Here is a 15,728-nt window from a genome sequence, read left to right as displayed (position 1 = left end):
CGTTTAGCGAGTCCAGGCACTCCCTAAACGCGCACGGGGGCGTCAGCCCCTCCGAGCCGCAACGGCCTGCGCCAGACGGTCCAACTGCGCTGCGGTGGTGGACCAGTCGATGCACGCGTCGGTGATCGACTGACCGTAGGTGAGCTCGTCCGCCTTACCCAAGGTCAGGTCCTGACGGCCGGCCTCGATGAAACTCTCCAACATGACGCCGGCGATTCCCTGCTCGCCCTCGGTCAGACGTCGGGCAATGTCGTCCAGCACGACGACCTGACGCTCGTGGTCCTTGCTGCTGTTACCGTGGCTCGCGTCGATGACCACGCGCTCGGGCAGGTTCGACTTACGCAGGCGAGCAAGGGTATCCGCGACGGTCTCGGCATCGTAGTTCGGTCCGTCGCTGCCGCCACGAAGAATCACATGGCAGTCCGGGTTGCCCGCGGTCCGAATCAAGGCAGCCTGGCCGTCGAGATCCGTTCCGGGGAACACATGGCTCGCCGCCGCAGCGCGGGTACCGTCGACGGCTACCTGCACATCACCTTCGGTGGAATTCTTGATGCCGACGGGCATGGACAGCGCGCTGCACAGCTGACGGTGAACCTGACTGGCGGCGGTCCGGGCGCCGATTGCACCGTAGCTGACCAGGTCGGCGATGTACTGCGGCATGATCGGATCAAGGAACTCGCAGCCGACAGGCAGGCCCAGACTCGACACGTCGAGAAGCAACTTGCGGCCGATACCGAGCCCGGTGTTGATGTCGAACGTGCCGTCGAGGTGGGGGTCGTTGAGCAGGCCCTTCCACCCGAGAGTGGTGCGCGGCTTTTCGAAGTAGACGCGCATGACGATGTGCAGATCGTCCCGCAGTTCTTCGGCCTTGGCGGCCAACCGGCGGGCGTAGTCCATCGCCGCTTCCGGATCGTGCACGGAGCACGGACCGACAACGACGATCAAACGATCGTCGTCACCGTTGAGGATGTTGATCGTGTCGGCCCGACCGGTGCGCACGGTTGCGGCCGCGACCTCGTCCGGAGCGTGCTGAGCACGAACAGTCGCCGGTGACACGAGCGGACTGATACTCACAGTGCGCTGATCGTCGAGGCTGTCCGAAGCTGCGGTGGTGTCGATGGTGACAGTCATGGGGTTTTCGGTTTCCTGTTCTCAGGCCGACCCCAGAGATGAAGAGAAACTCCAGCGAGCCGGTCTGTAGTCCGGCTCTTGGGTGGAGGTTGTCAGCGCGTGGTTACGCCGGCAGGCCCACCCGGGGCCGGCCTGCTAAACCAGAAATAGACGCGCTGCATGACGGCCACGATACCTCGAGTTCGGATCAGATGGGCGCGCCCCTCCACAACAAGCCGAATCCGAGGGGCGAGTCCCGTGGCACGAGTCCGTGAAGAATGGCCAAATCCGCTGAGCGGTTGGCGCTTTCGAGTAAGGCTCCGGCTGCGAAGTTCGAATACGTTGGTTAGGCACCTGCCAATGCCCGGAACATCAGATGGAGCTGCGCCTTCTCATGCCTGTGATCGAATCGACCAAAACCTTCCACCCGACGGTGTCCCCTTCTGCGACCGAAACCCCCTTGCAGTCGACAAAAGATGTGGACGACGAATTCAGCCGTCTGATCGATTCCTTGACACGACGCGGGTTCCTGAGCGGTGCGGCGGCGCTCGGTGCACTGGGCGCACTGTCTGCATGTTCGAGCGAATCCAGCGGCACCGAAGCCTCGGACGAGTGGGTCGACATCGTCGTCGCAGACCAGACCTACCGTCTCCCGCGGGACCCCAAGCGTGTCGTGGTGCTCGAAGCCCGAGGCGCCCTCGATTTTGCACTACTGGCCGAGTACCCGATCGTCGCGACCAATTGGGATCCGAAGTCTCAGCTCATGCAACAGGTACCCGCCGGCGCAGCTCGCCTCGGTGGGACGAACAACGAACCGAATGCCGAATCGATACTGAGCTACGACCCCGATCTGTTGGTTGTCGGGAAAGGCTGGTGGGATTACTACCAGGACAGGGGCCTGCTCGGCACTGACATCGCCCCGGTGCTCGTCGTTGACGAGGGCACGACGGGCTCGTCCTGGAAACAGGCCATGACCGCGCAGCTCACGGCGCTCGATCGCCGCGAAGTCGCCGAACGCGTCATCGCCCGATACAACGCCGAACTTGCTCAAGCGCGGGCCAAGATCGGTGGTCTCCTCGAAGGCAAGTCGATTGCGATCGCCGGTGCAGACAGCGGTCAGATCTGGCTGCAGAACAACACGTTCGCCGTGTCGGTTGCACAGGACCTCGGCCTGAACGTCTTGACTGACGCCGCCCATGCCGCACCCGATCGGAAGGATTCGACTTTCTACAGCCTCGAGGAGCTCGCGATCTTCGACCAGGCCGACTTCGTACTGCTACAGAACCCCGACGCCGTCGAAGCCGAGTCGCCCACGTGGAGACGAGTCCGCGCTGTCCAGGACGGACATGTCGGACAACTGCGATACGACCTCAACAACGGCCTCGCGCTGACTGCGATGGCCCTGGCCGCTGATATCGCCGAACAGGTACAGGTCATGCGCTGACATCCGTGCGGGCATTGGATCGGTACTGGAGTGACCCCACCACACCTGGTGGGGTCACTCACGCCTCCAAGCGGAATTCGCCTCGCACCTGGCGTACACCGTTGATCTGCACTTCGACGGCATGGTCGCCGGCGTAGTACTTCCGGGTACTGATCGGTTTGAAGGAATGCCTCTTCGCGATGCGGGCCGGCACCCCAGGCTCGAGCGTTCGTGTTGTCAGTTTGAAGACCTTCGGCGTCGTGGTCCCGTTGGCCTTCACGTGGTGGACGATGTAATCGATCACGACGGTGACGGACTCGCTGCCGTTGTTCGTGACAGCGAAGTCGAAAGTGAGTTCTCCACCCGCATCGACTATTTCGCGGTCGATGACGAACCCTTCGACCACGACGTCGGTGGGCGGCGAGAACCCCAGAAGAGACAGAGCATCTGGGTCGCCGGCCTTGATCAACGTCCGCAATGCATGTTTGACGATTTTCAGTGTGTTGGAATCCGGTGTCTGTAACCAACGCTTCGCAGTCGACACGGCGAGCGCTGCGTCAGCACGACTGAGATCGTTGAGATGGTTTGCGACCGAGCGTCGTACATACTCCGAATCATCCCGATACAGCTCGTCGAGAATGGCGATTGTCGACTCGGGACACGCCGTCAATTCTTTCACTCGTCTTCCCCAGGGCAAACGAGTACGAGTGCCTTCGGTCGCCAAGCGCCGGACGTGTTCGTCTTCATGGCCGGTCCAGGTGAGTGCGATCGCCAGCGAACGGTCAAGGTCCGTCTCGAGAAATGTGCGAATTGCGAATTCGGCCGTCAGACGCGACGTCAGCTCGGCAAGCAGAGCCATTCCCTCGTCGGACTCGGAGCCACTTCGTGTCGCCGTGACGGCGACGGCTTCGGTCACCGGCCAGATCATCCAACCAGTGAAGGTCTCCTCTGAAAGCGCACGGCGGATGATCTCGGCGAAGGCCGGAAGATCCTGAGGCAGTTCGGCAGTCATCGCGTCCCGCACAACGCGGGTACGTTCGCCGAGACTCATACCGTCGAATTCGGATGTACTACCCCGAACGAGGGCGAGGCGTGTGTGACCGGAGGCTCGCTCGAGACAGCCTGCCAGATCGGCGACGACGGATTTCCCGAGCAGTTCGTCAGCGGTGGGCATCAGGGGCACACCGTGAGAGCGGAAATCCGATCACCGTCGAGAGTGAAATGGTGATGTAACTGGACGGGGCTTCCGGGAAAATCACCCTCGACCTTCACCGACACGACAACGGCCGAGCCTGGGGTGTTGACCGACTCGATCTTCTGGGTGAAGGTGAACGCCGTCGACACAGCGGACTTCCACGCCACGATTTCTTCGATGCCGACATACGTCCGGCCGTCGTCACGCACCACGGCGTCTTCGGTGAACACGTCACGGACGTCTCCGCCGTCGAAATACGCGCGCGCTGCGCCTGGCACCTTCGCTGAGTCGATCATTCGCGAAGAGTACTGCTGGGGTCCGACAGGTTCGGCGAACTCACTGCGCGAGCGGACGCCGCCAACTGAATCTCCATCAACAGCCTCGTCGAGGGCTCGGACAGGTCGGTATCTGTTATCTCCTCGACCCTTTTGATCCGATACCTGAGTGTGTTCGGGTGAATGCGAAGCTGCTCGGACGCGCGTCGGACATCGCCCGAATGCGCGAGGTAAACGGAGACACTTTCACGCATGTTCGACCCGTTACGCCTGTCGTAGACGTCGAGCGCGTCGATTCTCGGATCGTGCAGTTGCTCGTCGGCCGCAATCGCGTCCATGATTTCGCCCAGCAGCACCGGAGTGCGCGAGTCCGCGAGGGTGGTCACACGAACATCCCCCGACGTTCCGTCCAAGACCCGATCCACTTCGGCGCGAGCCCTAGCCACCTCAGTGAGCGTCGAAACCGGCGACGAGACTGCGGCCCGTAAACCCGAGGGCGACACCTTGTCCAAACGCGCGACAACTTCACGGGTCCACGAGACTGTGGATTTCACGGATTGGGTTCGCGGAAACAGCACATAGATCCGGGCGCCGAATGCACTCACCAGCGATTCACGGTGAAAGGCACTGGCGTGCAGGCGCAACGACGACACGAGCTCACCCGAAGCCGACAACACGCTGCTCCCGACACTCGCCACGCCGATCACCATCGCGGGTCCGGACATCGGGATGGACAACGAGGCCGCCAGAGAAGGAACATCGACGCCGCCGCCGAGAACCCCAAGCAAGCGCTGAACCTGTATCGCCTCGTTACTCGGCGCGTCTCGGATGCGCGAAATCAGCCGAGCTGCAATGGCCGCGGCACCGCGGAGCACTCTCTCGGCATCGCCGGCGATAGGAAGCGGGCCTTCCTGAACCCAGATCGTGCCGAGCAGATCAGAACTGAAACCGCTCTCCCCCTTGATGTTCTCGGAAATTCTGCGAATCGGAACCACCAACCTTCGCCTGATCGCGAGGTCTTCGTGCGCGGGCACCTCGACCACGTCGTCGCTTCGCCGCAAGCTTTCGAAGACGCCCCACTCCTGCAGCTTCCGGAGGTATTCCCGAGGTCCTTCACGGCCGAGGATCGACTGCCGGCGGAGCTCGTCCGCAGCATCTCCTGATGCCGAATAAGCCATGACGTGGGAACGCTCGTCCTCGATGCTGACCATCCCCCGGGTGAGTGACGCGACGTTCTGCGCCAGCTCGAACAAGTCTGTGTCACTGCCGAATACAACGTCCTCCGAATCCTGACGGGATACCGAATGATCGAGCACGCCCCGGATCGTGGTGAACAATCGATCCCAACGAGCGTCCGGATGGACTGCCATCAAGGCGATCCCGGCGCGCTGTGCCGCCGCGCGCACCGACGTGTCCGAGGCCTCCTTCGACATGACGGCCCGAGGCGCTGATCCCTTCTGATCGACGCGGTTCAGCCAGGCTGCCAATTCGGCTGCGCCGATACCGACAGCGAGCCAGAGTTCAGAGGATTCGACGTCCGCGGTTCCGGGGCGTGTGAGGTCCCCGACCTCCGCGAACACCACGGAGTCGACGAAGACGTCATCACCTGACGGCGCGAAGACGAGCTCGACAAAGGCTCCGCCCAGCGCCCGAAGGACCGCGTCGAGCCTGACCTCACGGATAGCCACGTACCACCCACTTTCCGGACCGTTCCAACGCCTCAATTTCGAGAATAGTGCATTTTCCTGCGGAAACGGTTCAGCCGATCGAACAAACAGCGTCCGAGAAGTTTGGCCGATCAGCGGATTACTCGCCGACTCCTTTCGGCTTGACTGATGACGACACGACAACTGCCCCACCCATCAGTCTGCCGAAGGATCGTCATGGACGCCGTCACCAATGTCCCCCACCCCTCCAACGAGCCGGTCAACAATTACGGGCCGGGAAGCCCGGAACGATCACGCCTACGCACCAAACTGACCGAACTGGCCGAGGCACCCACCGACATCCGACAGGTCATCGGGGGCGTCCACCGAACTGCGGAGGGCAAGCGGGAGAACGTAGTTCAACCACACCGTCACAGCTCGGTCATCGGATCGTTTGCGGGCGCAACGCACTCGGATGTTCGTGATGCCATCGACGCCGCTACACTCGCCGCCCCGGCCTGGCGCGACCTCTCGTTCGACGATCGAGCTGCGGTCTTCCTCCGCGCCGCCGATCTACTCTCCGGCCCGTGGCGCGAAACCATCGCCGCCGCAACAATGCTCGGTCAGTCGAAGACCGCATATCAGGCCGAGATCGATGCCCCGTGCGAACTGATCGATTTCTGGCGTTTCAACGTCGCGTTCGCTCGTCAGATACTCGCCGACCAACCCGTTTCCGCTCCGGGAGTGTGGAATCGCGTCGAATATCGACCACTCGAAGGTTTTGTCTACGCGATCACTCCCTTCAATTTCACCGCCATCGCCGGAAATCTCCCTACCGCACCGGCCCTGATGGGCAACACCGTGATCTGGAAGCCGTCACCGACGCAGGCCGTCGCGGCATACCTCACGATGCAACTACTCGAAGCCGCCGGCCTCCCGCCCGGGGTGATCAATCTTGTTCTCGGCGACGGACCCACGGTGTCCGAAGTCGCGCTGGCCGACCCCCGCCTGGCGGGCATCCACTTCACCGGATCGACCGCAACGTTCCAGCGTTTGTGGCGTGAGGTCGGAGCCAACATCTCGAACTACCGGACGTATCCGCGTCTCGTCGGCGAAACCGGCGGCAAAGATTTTGTACTCGCACACAGTTCAGCAGACCCCGACGTACTCACGACGGCATTGATCCGCGGGGCCTTCGACTATCAGGGACAGAAATGCTCGGCCGCGTCACGGGCATTCGTCCCGAAATCGGTGTGGGCCAAGATGGGCGACACGTTCATCGACACAGTGTCGTCACTGAAGTACGGCGACGTCACGGACCTGACGAACTTCGGCGGCGCCGTCATCGACCAGCGTTCCTTCGACCGCAACGCCGCCGCGATCGTCCGAGCCAAGTCGACCGGCAGCCTCACCATCGCAGCAGGCGGCGACTACGACGACCGCGAAGGATTCTTCATCTCGCCGACGGTCCTGCTCGGTGACGACCCCAGTGACGAGGCCTTCAGCACCGAGTACTTCGGCCCCATACTCTCCCTGCACGTCTACGACGACTCCGCACCGAATGCCTACGCCGACATCCTCGCTCGTATCGACAGCGGATCCGCGTACGCCCTGACCGGTGCCGTGATCGCCACCGACCGTGCGGCCGTCGATCAAGCTCACCACGGTCTGCGGTTCGCCGCCGGAAACTTCTACGTCAACGACAAGCCGACGGGCGCGGTAGTCGGACAACAGCCCTTCGGCGGCGCTCGAGCTTCCGGTACCAACGACAAGGCCGGTTCACCGCAGAACCTGCTCCGTTGGGCGTCGACACGCACCGTCAAGGAAACCTTCGTTCCTCCCACCGATCATCGCTACCCCCACCAGGACGTCGATCCAGCCGAGAGCGAGAACCGTTGATGAGTGCCGTCTCGCTGAGCAACCCGCTGCGCCCGGTACTCCTCGCTGCGGCACGCTCGTCGCGGCTGGAGAAGACAGTCTCCGGGATGACCGTGACTCGCAAGCTGGTAGACAGGTTTGTCGCCGGGGACGCGGAACCCGCAGCGGTCTCTGCCGTACGCGACATCCTCACCAGTGGCCGGTTCGTGACGGTCGACTACCTCGGCGAGGACACTACCGATCCAGCTCAGGCAACAGCTACCGTCGACGCCTATCTCTCCCTTCTCCGCTCGTACGCAACGCTTTCCGAAGCGGCTGGGACGCAACACACCCTCGAGGTTTCGCTCAAGCTCTCCGCGTTAGGGCAGTCACTTCCCGGTGACGGCGAGAAGATCGCCCTGGCGAACGCTCACCGAATCGTCACAGCGGCAGACGAAGTGGGCGCGTGGGTCACCGTCGACGCGGAGGATCACACCACCACCGACTCGACACTGTCCATCGTCGAAGAGTTGCGCCGCGACTTCCCGACGCTCGGCACGGTCCTGCAGGCGTATCTGCACCGCACCGAGGCCGACTGCCGGCACTTCTCCGGATCAGGTTCACGAATTCGACTGTGCAAGGGTGCATACAAGGAACCGGCCGACGTTGCGTTCCAAAAGCCCGGCGAAGTCGACGCGTCGTACCTGCGTTGCCTGAAGGTCTTGATGGAAGGTGACGGGTACCCGATGGTCGCCTCCCACGATCCCACCATGATCGACGCCGCCCTCGAACTCGCCACATTGACCGAACGGACAGCCGAGGATTTCGAGTTTCAGATGCTCTACGGCATCCGCGACGGCGAACAACGCAGATTGGTAGCCGAAGGCAATCACCTGCGGGTCTACGTTCCCTACGGCAGCCAGTGGTACGGCTACTTCATGCGTCGCCTGGCGGAACGGCCGGCCAACCTCATGTTCTTCATGCGCTCACTCGCCTCCAACAACTAGGTGCTGGAAACCGGTGGCAGCGGTGGCAACTCGAGGTTCTCACGGAAGGTACCCCCGACGTAATCTGTTCCCACGATTCTGCGCTTGCGTAGTTCCGGCAGCAGTCCGTTCGTGACGAAATCGCGTGTACGCGGATCGGCAAGGTCACCGAGCGTGATGACGTCGAGTACGCCCGCGTCGTATCGTTCCTCGATCGCGTCCGCGAGCTGTTCCGGGGTGCCCGCCGCTGCCCAGTGGCCGGTGTCCTTGGACGCGATGATCAACTCACGCAGAGTCTTTCCTTGTGATGCGAGCTTGCCGAAGATCTCGACCCGGCCCCGTCGTCGATTCACCGACGACGGGTCCGGCAACAACGACTCCGGGATCGGCCGATCCAGCGGCAATTCCGAGAAATCCACGTCACCGCCGAACATGTCGGCAAGCCTCGTGCGACCGGCGTCGAAGTCCGTCGATTCCTCGGCTTCTCTGACCAATCGTTCGACTTCGGTTTCGGTAGCGCCGTACGTTGCGTGGAACGAGCTGAAAATCAGTGGCAGTTCGTCCCCACGCCCCAACTCTGCCGCCCGGGCGCGGATCGTCTTCGTGTAGGTGACCGCGTCCTCGAAGGTTGCGAGAGAAGTGAATACGACCTCCGCGAAGCGAGCACCCAGTTCGATACCTCCGGCAGATTGGCCGGCCTGGAATTGGACCGGACGACGCTGCGGCAGGGAGGGGATGTTCAGCGGCCCCTGCACCGTGAAGTACTTGCCTCGATGCTCGATGGGGACCACCCTCGACGGATCGAGCACCGCTGAGCCCTCTCCCCGGGTCAGGGCGCCGGGCTTCCAACTGTCGAAGAGCGCGTTGACCACCTCGAGCGATTCGGCCGCTCGGGCGTACCGCTCCTCCGGACTCGGCAGGTCCAGGTCGCTGTAGTTCTCTTCTCCGAGTGAGGAAGTGACGGCATTCCATGCGGCTCGACCATTGCTGACGTGGTCCAGGGTGCCGAACAACCGTGCCAGGTTGAAAGGGTGATGAAACGTCGTCGTGACGGTGGCGATCAGCCCCACATGGGTGGTGACCGCACTCAGCGCGGCAAGGAAGATCAACGGCTCCTGCGCGCCGATCGCGCCCTGCGCGCCGAAACTCAGCAGGTCGGCGGCAAACAGTCCGTCGATCTTGTTCGCCTCGGCCGTCTTTGCGACGTCGATCGCGGACGCGACCGTCGACGTCGTCGGATCGATCGCTGCGTCGTAGATACTCACCGCCCCGCTGACACCGGTCACCGTCTTGAGTGGACGCCTACGATCGGCCACCGACCATCCTCCTGGCTTCGCGAAATCTGTTCCGAATTCACAACGCTAGACCGATCCTGGCTCCCGACAAGGTATTCACTCAGCCTGGTTCTATCCCTCCGAACACCGCTTGGTCACGCACCGGATTTACGGGCACGATAGGCGGCGACGTGCGCCCTGTTCCCACAGTTTCCGGTGTCGCAGTATCGCTTCGAACGATTGCGCGACAAATCCACGAAGACCGCTTCGCAGTCCGGGGCCTCGCACCATCGCAACCGCGAGAATTCGTCGGTTCGGATCAGATCGAGCACACCCATCGCCGCTTCTGCGGCCATCCGGTCCACCAGTGGCGAATCGTCAGCGGTGACGTGCAGATGCCAGCCGAGGTCGTCGTGCCTGGTGAGCCGCGGCCTCGCGCCGGATTCGAGTAGCAGCGTGTTCACCACCTCGACGGCGTCGTCCACTCCCGCGGCTTCCCAGAACTTTCGCAGTCGTGGACGCAGCGCACGAACCGCCGTCAATTCCTCCCGCGTGCCGTCCCGCCTGCCGGTCCAATGATCCGCGTCGAGAAACCGTGTCAGCTCCTCTTGATCCGGAAGCAGTTCAGCCCCGCCGCGGGCCGTGTTGACCAACGACGCGGCGAAGACGAGCGCCGATTCCGTGTCACCAGCAAAATGCACTTTGACTCCTGAGCTCTATCAACCTAATGTCAGCATCGTAATCGCTTTTACTCCTGACGGGTGACGACGTGAACTCTCGCAACGGCTTGATCTTCGCTCTGCTGTCCGCGGCAACGTTCGGCGTCTCGGGCCCGTTCGCGAAGTCTCTCATCGAATCGGGGTGGTCCCCCGGCGGCGCAGTGTTCGCGCGCGTTGCCGGCGGCGCACTGGTGATGATGGTGATCGCCGTAGCCACCCAAGGGCCTCGCCTACGACAGGTGAGCGCCCACACGCGAACGGTACTGCTGTACGGGGTGTTCGCGATCTCGGGCGTTCAACTGTGCTTCTTCAATGCCGTGCAACATCTTTCGGTCGGCGTCGCATTGCTTCTCGAGTACCTTGCACCCATCATCGTCATCGGATGGGTGTGGATAACCAAGGGCGCGCGTCCGAGCGTGCAGACGCTTCTCGGTGCGGCGGTTGCCATGATCGGCGCCGCCGTGGTGATCGACGTCTTCGGATCGGCAGAGATCAGTGCCGTCGGAGTCGCCTGGGGACTGGCCGCCGCGGCATGCCTTGCAGTCTATTTCGTCATTTCCGAACGTGCGGACGGTGATCTCCATCCTGTTGTGCTCGCGGCATCGGGGCTCACGGTCAGTGCAATGGTCATCGGCGCGCTCGGACTCGTCGGCGTCCTCCCCCTCCAGTTCTCGGCCTCGAACGCCGTCGTGGCAGACCATTCGGTGAACGTATGGCTGCCGGTGGTGGTCCTGGTCCTGGTCAGCACTGTCATTGCCTATCTCACCGGCATCGCCGCAATCACGCTGCTGGGGCCGACAATCGGATCTCTCGTAGCGCTGACCGAAGTGCTGTGCGCGGTCCTCGCCGCGTGGATCCTGGTCGGGGAATCCGTCACTGCACTCCAAGCTGTGGGTGGCGCAGCAATCATCGCGGGGTTGGTCCTCGCGCGCCTCGGCCAGGTTGCACCGAAACAGATACCGGCCGACCCGATGACAAATGTCATGGCAGAAGAATGACGGACGGACGAGGGATCACGACCTCGAAGCGAGCAGATTCTATGTATGACCTCAGCACAGGCACGGCATTCACCACAGGCACTGCACACACTCAGTGAAGGATCGGCACACGACGCCGTCCGGTTGACCGGACTTCGCAAGAGTTTCGGAACCGTCGACGCCGTCAAGGGTATCGACCTGAGCATCCGCCCCGGCGAGATCGTCGCGTTCCTCGGCCCGAACGGCGCAGGCAAGACGACAACCATCGACATGATCCTCGGCCTGTCCCGGCCGACGTCGGGCGACGTGAGCGTCTTCGGAATGTCACCCCGATCGGCGATCGCCCGCGGACTCGTTTCCGCAGTCATGCAGACCGGCGGACTACTGAAAGAGCTGACGGTTGCCGAGACGGTGCAGCTGACCGCCAGCCTGTACGCCCAATCCCGTCCGGTCGACGAAGTGCTGGGGAGAGCCGGAATCCTCGACATCTCCGATCGCCTGGTCAGCAAATGCTCAGGCGGACAACAACAGCGGTTGCGATTTGCGATGGCGTTGCTGTCGAACCCGCAATTGCTCATTCTCGACGAGCCCACCACCGGCATGGACGTCGAAGGGCGTCGGGACTTTTGGTCCGCCATCCGCGCCGACGCAGATCACGGTCGCACTGTGCTTTTTGCGACGCACTACCTCGAAGAGGCCGATGTCTACGCCGACCGCATCATCCTGGTCAGGCAAGGCACCGTGGTCGCAGACGGGACCACCGCCGAGGTCAAGGCGATGGCGTCCGGGCGCACCCTGCGCGCGACTGTTCCAGGCATCACCGACGAACTCCTGCGAGCCATACCGAACTCCGACGCCGTCGAGGTGCGCGGTGAGTCACTGCTCGTGCACTCGGGTGACACCGATGCCGTTGCACGGTTCCTGTTGACCAATACCCAGGCTCGCGATCTCGAAATCGTCTCGCGTGGCCTCGAAGACGCATTCATCGCACTCACGTCGAACAACTCCGAAGGACAGAAGTGATGACCACTGCAACCGAAGCGAACACCTACGGAGCCGAGCGAACCGTCGTACCTCTCGGCGGATTCAACACGACGCTACTGCGATTGGAATTTCGTCGCCTGACTCGCAATCGGCGCACGATGATCTTCACGCTCGTCATGCCGGTTGTCTTCTTCCTCGTCTTCGGGCTCGGTCAAGGCGACGACGACCACGGGATCGGGCACGGCAATGTCGCCGCGTACATCATGATCAGCATGGCTCTCTACGGCGCGATGCTGGCCACCACCAGCGGCGGAGCGATGGTCTCGATCGAACGAGCGTCCGGATGGAGCCGACAACTTCGGCTGACTCCCCTGACCCCGGTCGCCTACATCGCCGTCAAACTGATCATGGCGATGCTGCTCGGTCTCGTCTCGATCCTTGTCGTCTACGTCGTCGGAGCGTTCACCTCGGCGCAGATGGACGGATCACTCTGGTTCACAACGGCATTGATCGCCTGGTTGGGATCGTCGATCTTCGCGGCCTTCGGCCTGTTCATGGGGTATCTACTCCCCAGTGAGAACGTCATGCAGCTGCTCGGACCGGGACTGGCTCTGCTCGCCTTCGGCGGCGGACTCTTCGTACCGCTCACCGACGGTTCCGTTTGGGCGACCATCGCACAGTTCACCCCGATGTTCGGCATCAACGCCCTCGCCCACGCACCGTTGACGGGCAATAGCATTCACTGGACCTGGATCGTCAATATCCTGGTGTGGTTCGCCATCTTCGCCGGCGGAGCGATCTGGCGGTTCCAACGAGATACGGAGCGTGTGTAGTTGTCGCAAACGACTGACCGAGAAGATTCCGTCGCGCTCCCGCGGCGGAATCGTTTCGGCGTTCTCTTCGCGGCGGTCTGGATGGTATTTCTCGGCGGGCCGCTGATCGAGGGATGGAATCTGCGCGACGAACTGCGCGGCTGGACAGGGATTCTCGCGACGGTCGCCTTCGGTGCGCTCTATCTCTACACGTTCGCCACAACGCAGCAGCGGCGTCGAATGACAATGACTCGGCCGACGATTCGCGAAGCTGCACTGGCTTTGGCCGCCTTGACCGCGTTGGCCGCCGTGATGATCGTCAGCGTCGGGCCGACTGGTTTGGCAGCCGCACCGTATCTCGCGGTGACAGCGGTGACGCTGCTGCCGACCGTCGCGGGCGGCATTCTCGCCTTGGTGTTCGCGGCCTCCGTGGAGATAGTCAGCCTCTCGTCCGGGTGGGGGAACTACTCCGGACTCTCGCTCGGAGTCTGCGCGGCCGCATTCGCGACCTGGGGCATCATGTCCCTGATCAGCCGCAACTTCGCCATGCTCCATGAACGCGAAGAGCAGGAGCAGCGGGCAATCATGGAGGAGCGAACGAGGATGGCGCGCGATCTGCACGACATCCTCGGGCACTCGCTGACCGTCATCACGATCAAAGCCGAACTGGCCAATCGCCTACTCGATGTCGATATCGAACGTGCGCGCAACGAACTCGACGACCTCGAAAGACTTTCGCGTGACGCGTTGGCAGACGTGCGTTCAGCCGTCGAAGGATTTCGTGGGATTTCTCTTCCCGTCGAGATAGCCCGAGCACGAGAGGCATTGCGTGCGGCTGGTATCGAGGACGAGGTGCCGAGCAGTACCGACATGGTTCCCACGCGTCTTCGCGAACTCTTTGCATGGACGATCCGTGAGGGCGTCACCAACGTCGTTCGACACAGCGGTGCGACCCACTGCCGGATCACGGTCGACGAAAATAGTGCGTCGGTCGTCGACGACGGGCAAGGGGCCGGGTCGACGTCTTCCGGCAACGGTCTGATCGGATTACGCGAGCGCGCCGGAGCGTCGGGCGCACGAGTGATCATCACTCATCCCCAGCCGCAGGGGTTTGCACTTCAGGTAGTCGAACAGGAGACAGAGTGAACAGCCAGGGCGATCGAGCAACCATACGGCTGCTCTTGGCGGACGACCAGGCGCTCGTGCGAGGAGCGTTGGCCGCACTACTCGATCTGGAATCCGACCTCTCCGTGGTGGCCGAGGTCGGTCGCGGCGACGAGGTTGTGGCCGCTGTTCTCGAACACCGCCCAGATGTCGCGCTTCTGGACGTCGAGATGCCCGGCATGGACGGAATCGCCGCGACGGCGGCCCTTCGCGAGGCAGCACCCGACACCCGAGTCCTGATCGTCACCACGTTCGGACGTCCCGGATTTCTTCGCAAAGCCCTGCACGCCGGGGCCGGCGGGTTCGTCGTCAAGGACACACCCGCCAGGCAGTTGGCCGACGCAGTCAGGCGTGTCCACGCCGGACTGCGCGTCGTCGATCCCACCCTTGCGGCCGACAGCCTCGTCAGCGGCGAGTCGCCCCTGACGGAGCGTGAGACCCAAGTACTGCGCGCCGCTCACGACGGCGCACCCGTGGCAGCCATCGCAGGGGCGCTCTTCTTGTCCGCAGGGACAGTTCGAAATCATCTGTCATCCGCGATGGGCAAGACAGGTGCGTCGACGCGCGCGGAAGCCGTCAGAATCGCCGAGTCGAACGGCTGGCTCTGATCCGCGTGGCCGGAATCCGCTTCCCCGGCAAATAGTTCGCCGTTCGATTCTTGACGGCGATTTGTCCAGATCACTCAAAGTAGGGACCTTCTACCCTAGGGATTTTCCCTGCAAACAACCCCCTCCGCGAGAATCCAAAACAGCTAATCGTTCGATAACTGGCTATGATGCAGTTAATTGAATCGACGGAGCCTGTGCGTAACGGGGGAAGGGACGTCTCATGTCGAACCAGTTCAACGATCGCTTGAACTCGCTGTTCGAGACTGCCGACTTTCACGTCACCAACGCGATGGTCGTTCGCGGCATGACCGAGTTCGGCTGCCGCATCTCGACGCCGTACCTGTCCCAACTGCGCACCGGCGTCCGAACCAACCCGTCACCCGAAGTGGTTGCCGCCCTCGCCCACTTCTTCAACGTCCATCCGGACTACTTCTACGCCCCGTCCGATCAAACTCCGCCCGCGATCTCGGGCGGCGAGGCGGACCTCTCTCTCCTCGAACAGCTGCACAACGTGCGCCTGCGAAACCTCACCTCTCGCGTCGTCGATCTATCGCCGTCTTCGCAGGATCTGCTTGTCGAAATGGCGGAGAATCTACGTTCCTCCGAGAATCTTCCGCGCGTACCACCGGACTCGAATTCCTACATGTCACGCGCGTAGCGCCCTTCGCCGACTCTCCTTGACTGCTCAGGGAGGGTTG

The 15,728-nt window shown here is 62.6% G+C and carries 15 protein-coding genes; 9 read left to right on the top strand and 6 right to left on the bottom strand.

Annotated elements, in window-relative coordinates; translation table 11 throughout:
* Nucleotides 1–42: 42 nt before the first annotated feature.
* Nucleotides 43–1,131, bottom strand: a complete 1,089-nt coding sequence (locus AC3WQS_RS03385) for a 3-deoxy-7-phosphoheptulonate synthase (RefSeq protein ID WP_020908849.1) — start codon at nucleotides 1,129–1,131, stop codon at nucleotides 43–45.
* Between the two features lie 373 nt (nucleotides 1,132–1,504).
* Here AC3WQS_RS03385 and AC3WQS_RS03380 point away from each other — a divergent pair, with 373 nt between their 5' ends.
* Nucleotides 1,505–2,554, top strand: coding sequence for an ABC transporter substrate-binding protein (locus tag AC3WQS_RS03380; protein WP_492713110.1), 1,050 nt, complete (start codon nucleotides 1,505–1,507; stop codon nucleotides 2,552–2,554).
* A 58-nt stretch (nucleotides 2,555–2,612) separates the two neighbouring features.
* Here the strand turns inward: AC3WQS_RS03380 and AC3WQS_RS03375 are convergent, their stop codons facing one another.
* From AC3WQS_RS03375 to AC3WQS_RS03365, 3 genes are read right to left on the bottom strand one after another with little or no spacing between them, the layout of a single operon-like run.
* On the bottom strand, nucleotides 2,613–3,707 hold the full coding sequence (locus tag AC3WQS_RS03375; protein WP_492741400.1) for a DNA alkylation repair protein: 1,095 nt from the start codon (nucleotides 3,705–3,707) through the stop codon (nucleotides 2,613–2,615).
* Nucleotides 3,707–4,024, bottom strand: a complete 318-nt coding sequence (locus tag AC3WQS_RS03370; RefSeq protein ID WP_019744997.1) for a nuclear transport factor 2 family protein — start codon at nucleotides 4,022–4,024, stop codon at nucleotides 3,707–3,709. The genes AC3WQS_RS03375 and AC3WQS_RS03370 overlap by 1 nt, the downstream gene beginning before the upstream one ends.
* Nucleotides 4,021–5,691 carry a PucR family transcriptional regulator gene (locus AC3WQS_RS03365; protein WP_336503572.1) on the bottom strand — a complete coding sequence of 557 codons (1,671 nt, stop codon included), beginning with the start codon at nucleotides 5,689–5,691 and terminating at the stop codon, nucleotides 4,021–4,023. The genes AC3WQS_RS03370 and AC3WQS_RS03365 overlap by 4 nt, the downstream gene beginning before the upstream one ends.
* Before the next feature lie 195 nt (nucleotides 5,692–5,886).
* On the opposite strand from AC3WQS_RS03365, the gene pruA reads away from it, so the two are divergent.
* Both pruA and AC3WQS_RS03355 read left to right on the top strand, forming a co-directional pair.
* Nucleotides 5,887–7,548 carry an L-glutamate gamma-semialdehyde dehydrogenase gene (gene pruA, locus AC3WQS_RS03360; RefSeq protein WP_060938131.1) on the top strand — a complete coding sequence of 554 codons (1,662 nt, stop codon included), beginning with the start codon at nucleotides 5,887–5,889 and terminating at the stop codon, nucleotides 7,546–7,548.
* On the top strand, nucleotides 7,548–8,513 hold the full coding sequence (locus AC3WQS_RS03355; RefSeq protein ID WP_060938130.1) for a proline dehydrogenase family protein: 966 nt from the start codon (nucleotides 7,548–7,550) through the stop codon (nucleotides 8,511–8,513). Before pruA ends, AC3WQS_RS03355 begins: the two co-directional genes overlap by 1 nt.
* Here the strand turns inward: AC3WQS_RS03355 and AC3WQS_RS03350 are convergent.
* Nucleotides 8,510–9,808 (bottom strand): NtaA/DmoA family FMN-dependent monooxygenase, encoded by a 1,299-nt coding sequence (locus AC3WQS_RS03350; protein WP_020908855.1) that lies wholly within the window; start codon nucleotides 9,806–9,808, stop codon nucleotides 8,510–8,512. The two genes, AC3WQS_RS03355 and AC3WQS_RS03350, sit on opposite strands and share 4 nt — an antisense overlap.
* A gap of 113 nt (nucleotides 9,809–9,921) precedes the next feature.
* Nucleotides 9,922–10,467, bottom strand: coding sequence for a CGNR zinc finger domain-containing protein (locus tag AC3WQS_RS03345; protein WP_020908856.1), 546 nt, complete (start codon nucleotides 10,465–10,467; stop codon nucleotides 9,922–9,924).
* A 68-nt stretch (nucleotides 10,468–10,535) separates the two neighbouring features.
* Between AC3WQS_RS03345 and AC3WQS_RS03340 the strand changes: the two genes are divergently transcribed.
* The 6 genes from AC3WQS_RS03340 to AC3WQS_RS03315 all read left to right on the top strand — a co-directional run bounded on the left by AC3WQS_RS03340 (nucleotide 10,536) and on the right by AC3WQS_RS03315 (nucleotide 15,688).
* The gene (locus AC3WQS_RS03340) at nucleotides 10,536–11,483 is read left to right on the top strand and encodes an EamA family transporter (protein ID WP_492713108.1); all 948 of its coding nucleotides are present in this window, start codon (nucleotides 10,536–10,538) and stop codon (nucleotides 11,481–11,483) included.
* Nucleotides 11,484–11,528: 45 nt separating this feature from the next.
* Nucleotides 11,529–12,485 (top strand): ABC transporter ATP-binding protein, encoded by a 957-nt coding sequence (locus AC3WQS_RS03335; RefSeq protein WP_069145719.1) that lies wholly within the window; start codon nucleotides 11,529–11,531, stop codon nucleotides 12,483–12,485.
* Complete coding sequence (locus tag AC3WQS_RS03330) at nucleotides 12,485–13,279, top strand: ABC transporter permease (RefSeq protein WP_019745005.1); 795 nt, start codon at nucleotides 12,485–12,487, stop codon at nucleotides 13,277–13,279. Before AC3WQS_RS03335 ends, AC3WQS_RS03330 begins: the two co-directional genes overlap by 1 nt.
* Nucleotides 13,280–14,404, top strand: coding sequence for a sensor histidine kinase (locus AC3WQS_RS03325; RefSeq protein WP_021332163.1), 1,125 nt, complete (start codon nucleotides 13,280–13,282; stop codon nucleotides 14,402–14,404).
* Nucleotides 14,401–15,030 (top strand): response regulator transcription factor, encoded by a 630-nt coding sequence (locus tag AC3WQS_RS03320; protein ID WP_019745007.1) that lies wholly within the window; start codon nucleotides 14,401–14,403, stop codon nucleotides 15,028–15,030. Before AC3WQS_RS03325 ends, AC3WQS_RS03320 begins: the two co-directional genes overlap by 4 nt.
* A 220-nt stretch (nucleotides 15,031–15,250) precedes the next feature.
* Nucleotides 15,251–15,688, top strand: coding sequence for a helix-turn-helix domain-containing protein (locus tag AC3WQS_RS03315; RefSeq protein WP_019745008.1), 438 nt, complete (start codon nucleotides 15,251–15,253; stop codon nucleotides 15,686–15,688).
* Nucleotides 15,689–15,728: the final 40 nt, after the last annotated feature.

It is taken from the genome of Rhodococcus sp. FW305-130, assembly GCF_058788335.1.
Note: the sequence above shows the minus strand (reverse complement) of the source record. Positions and strands in the feature narration are given on the sequence as shown.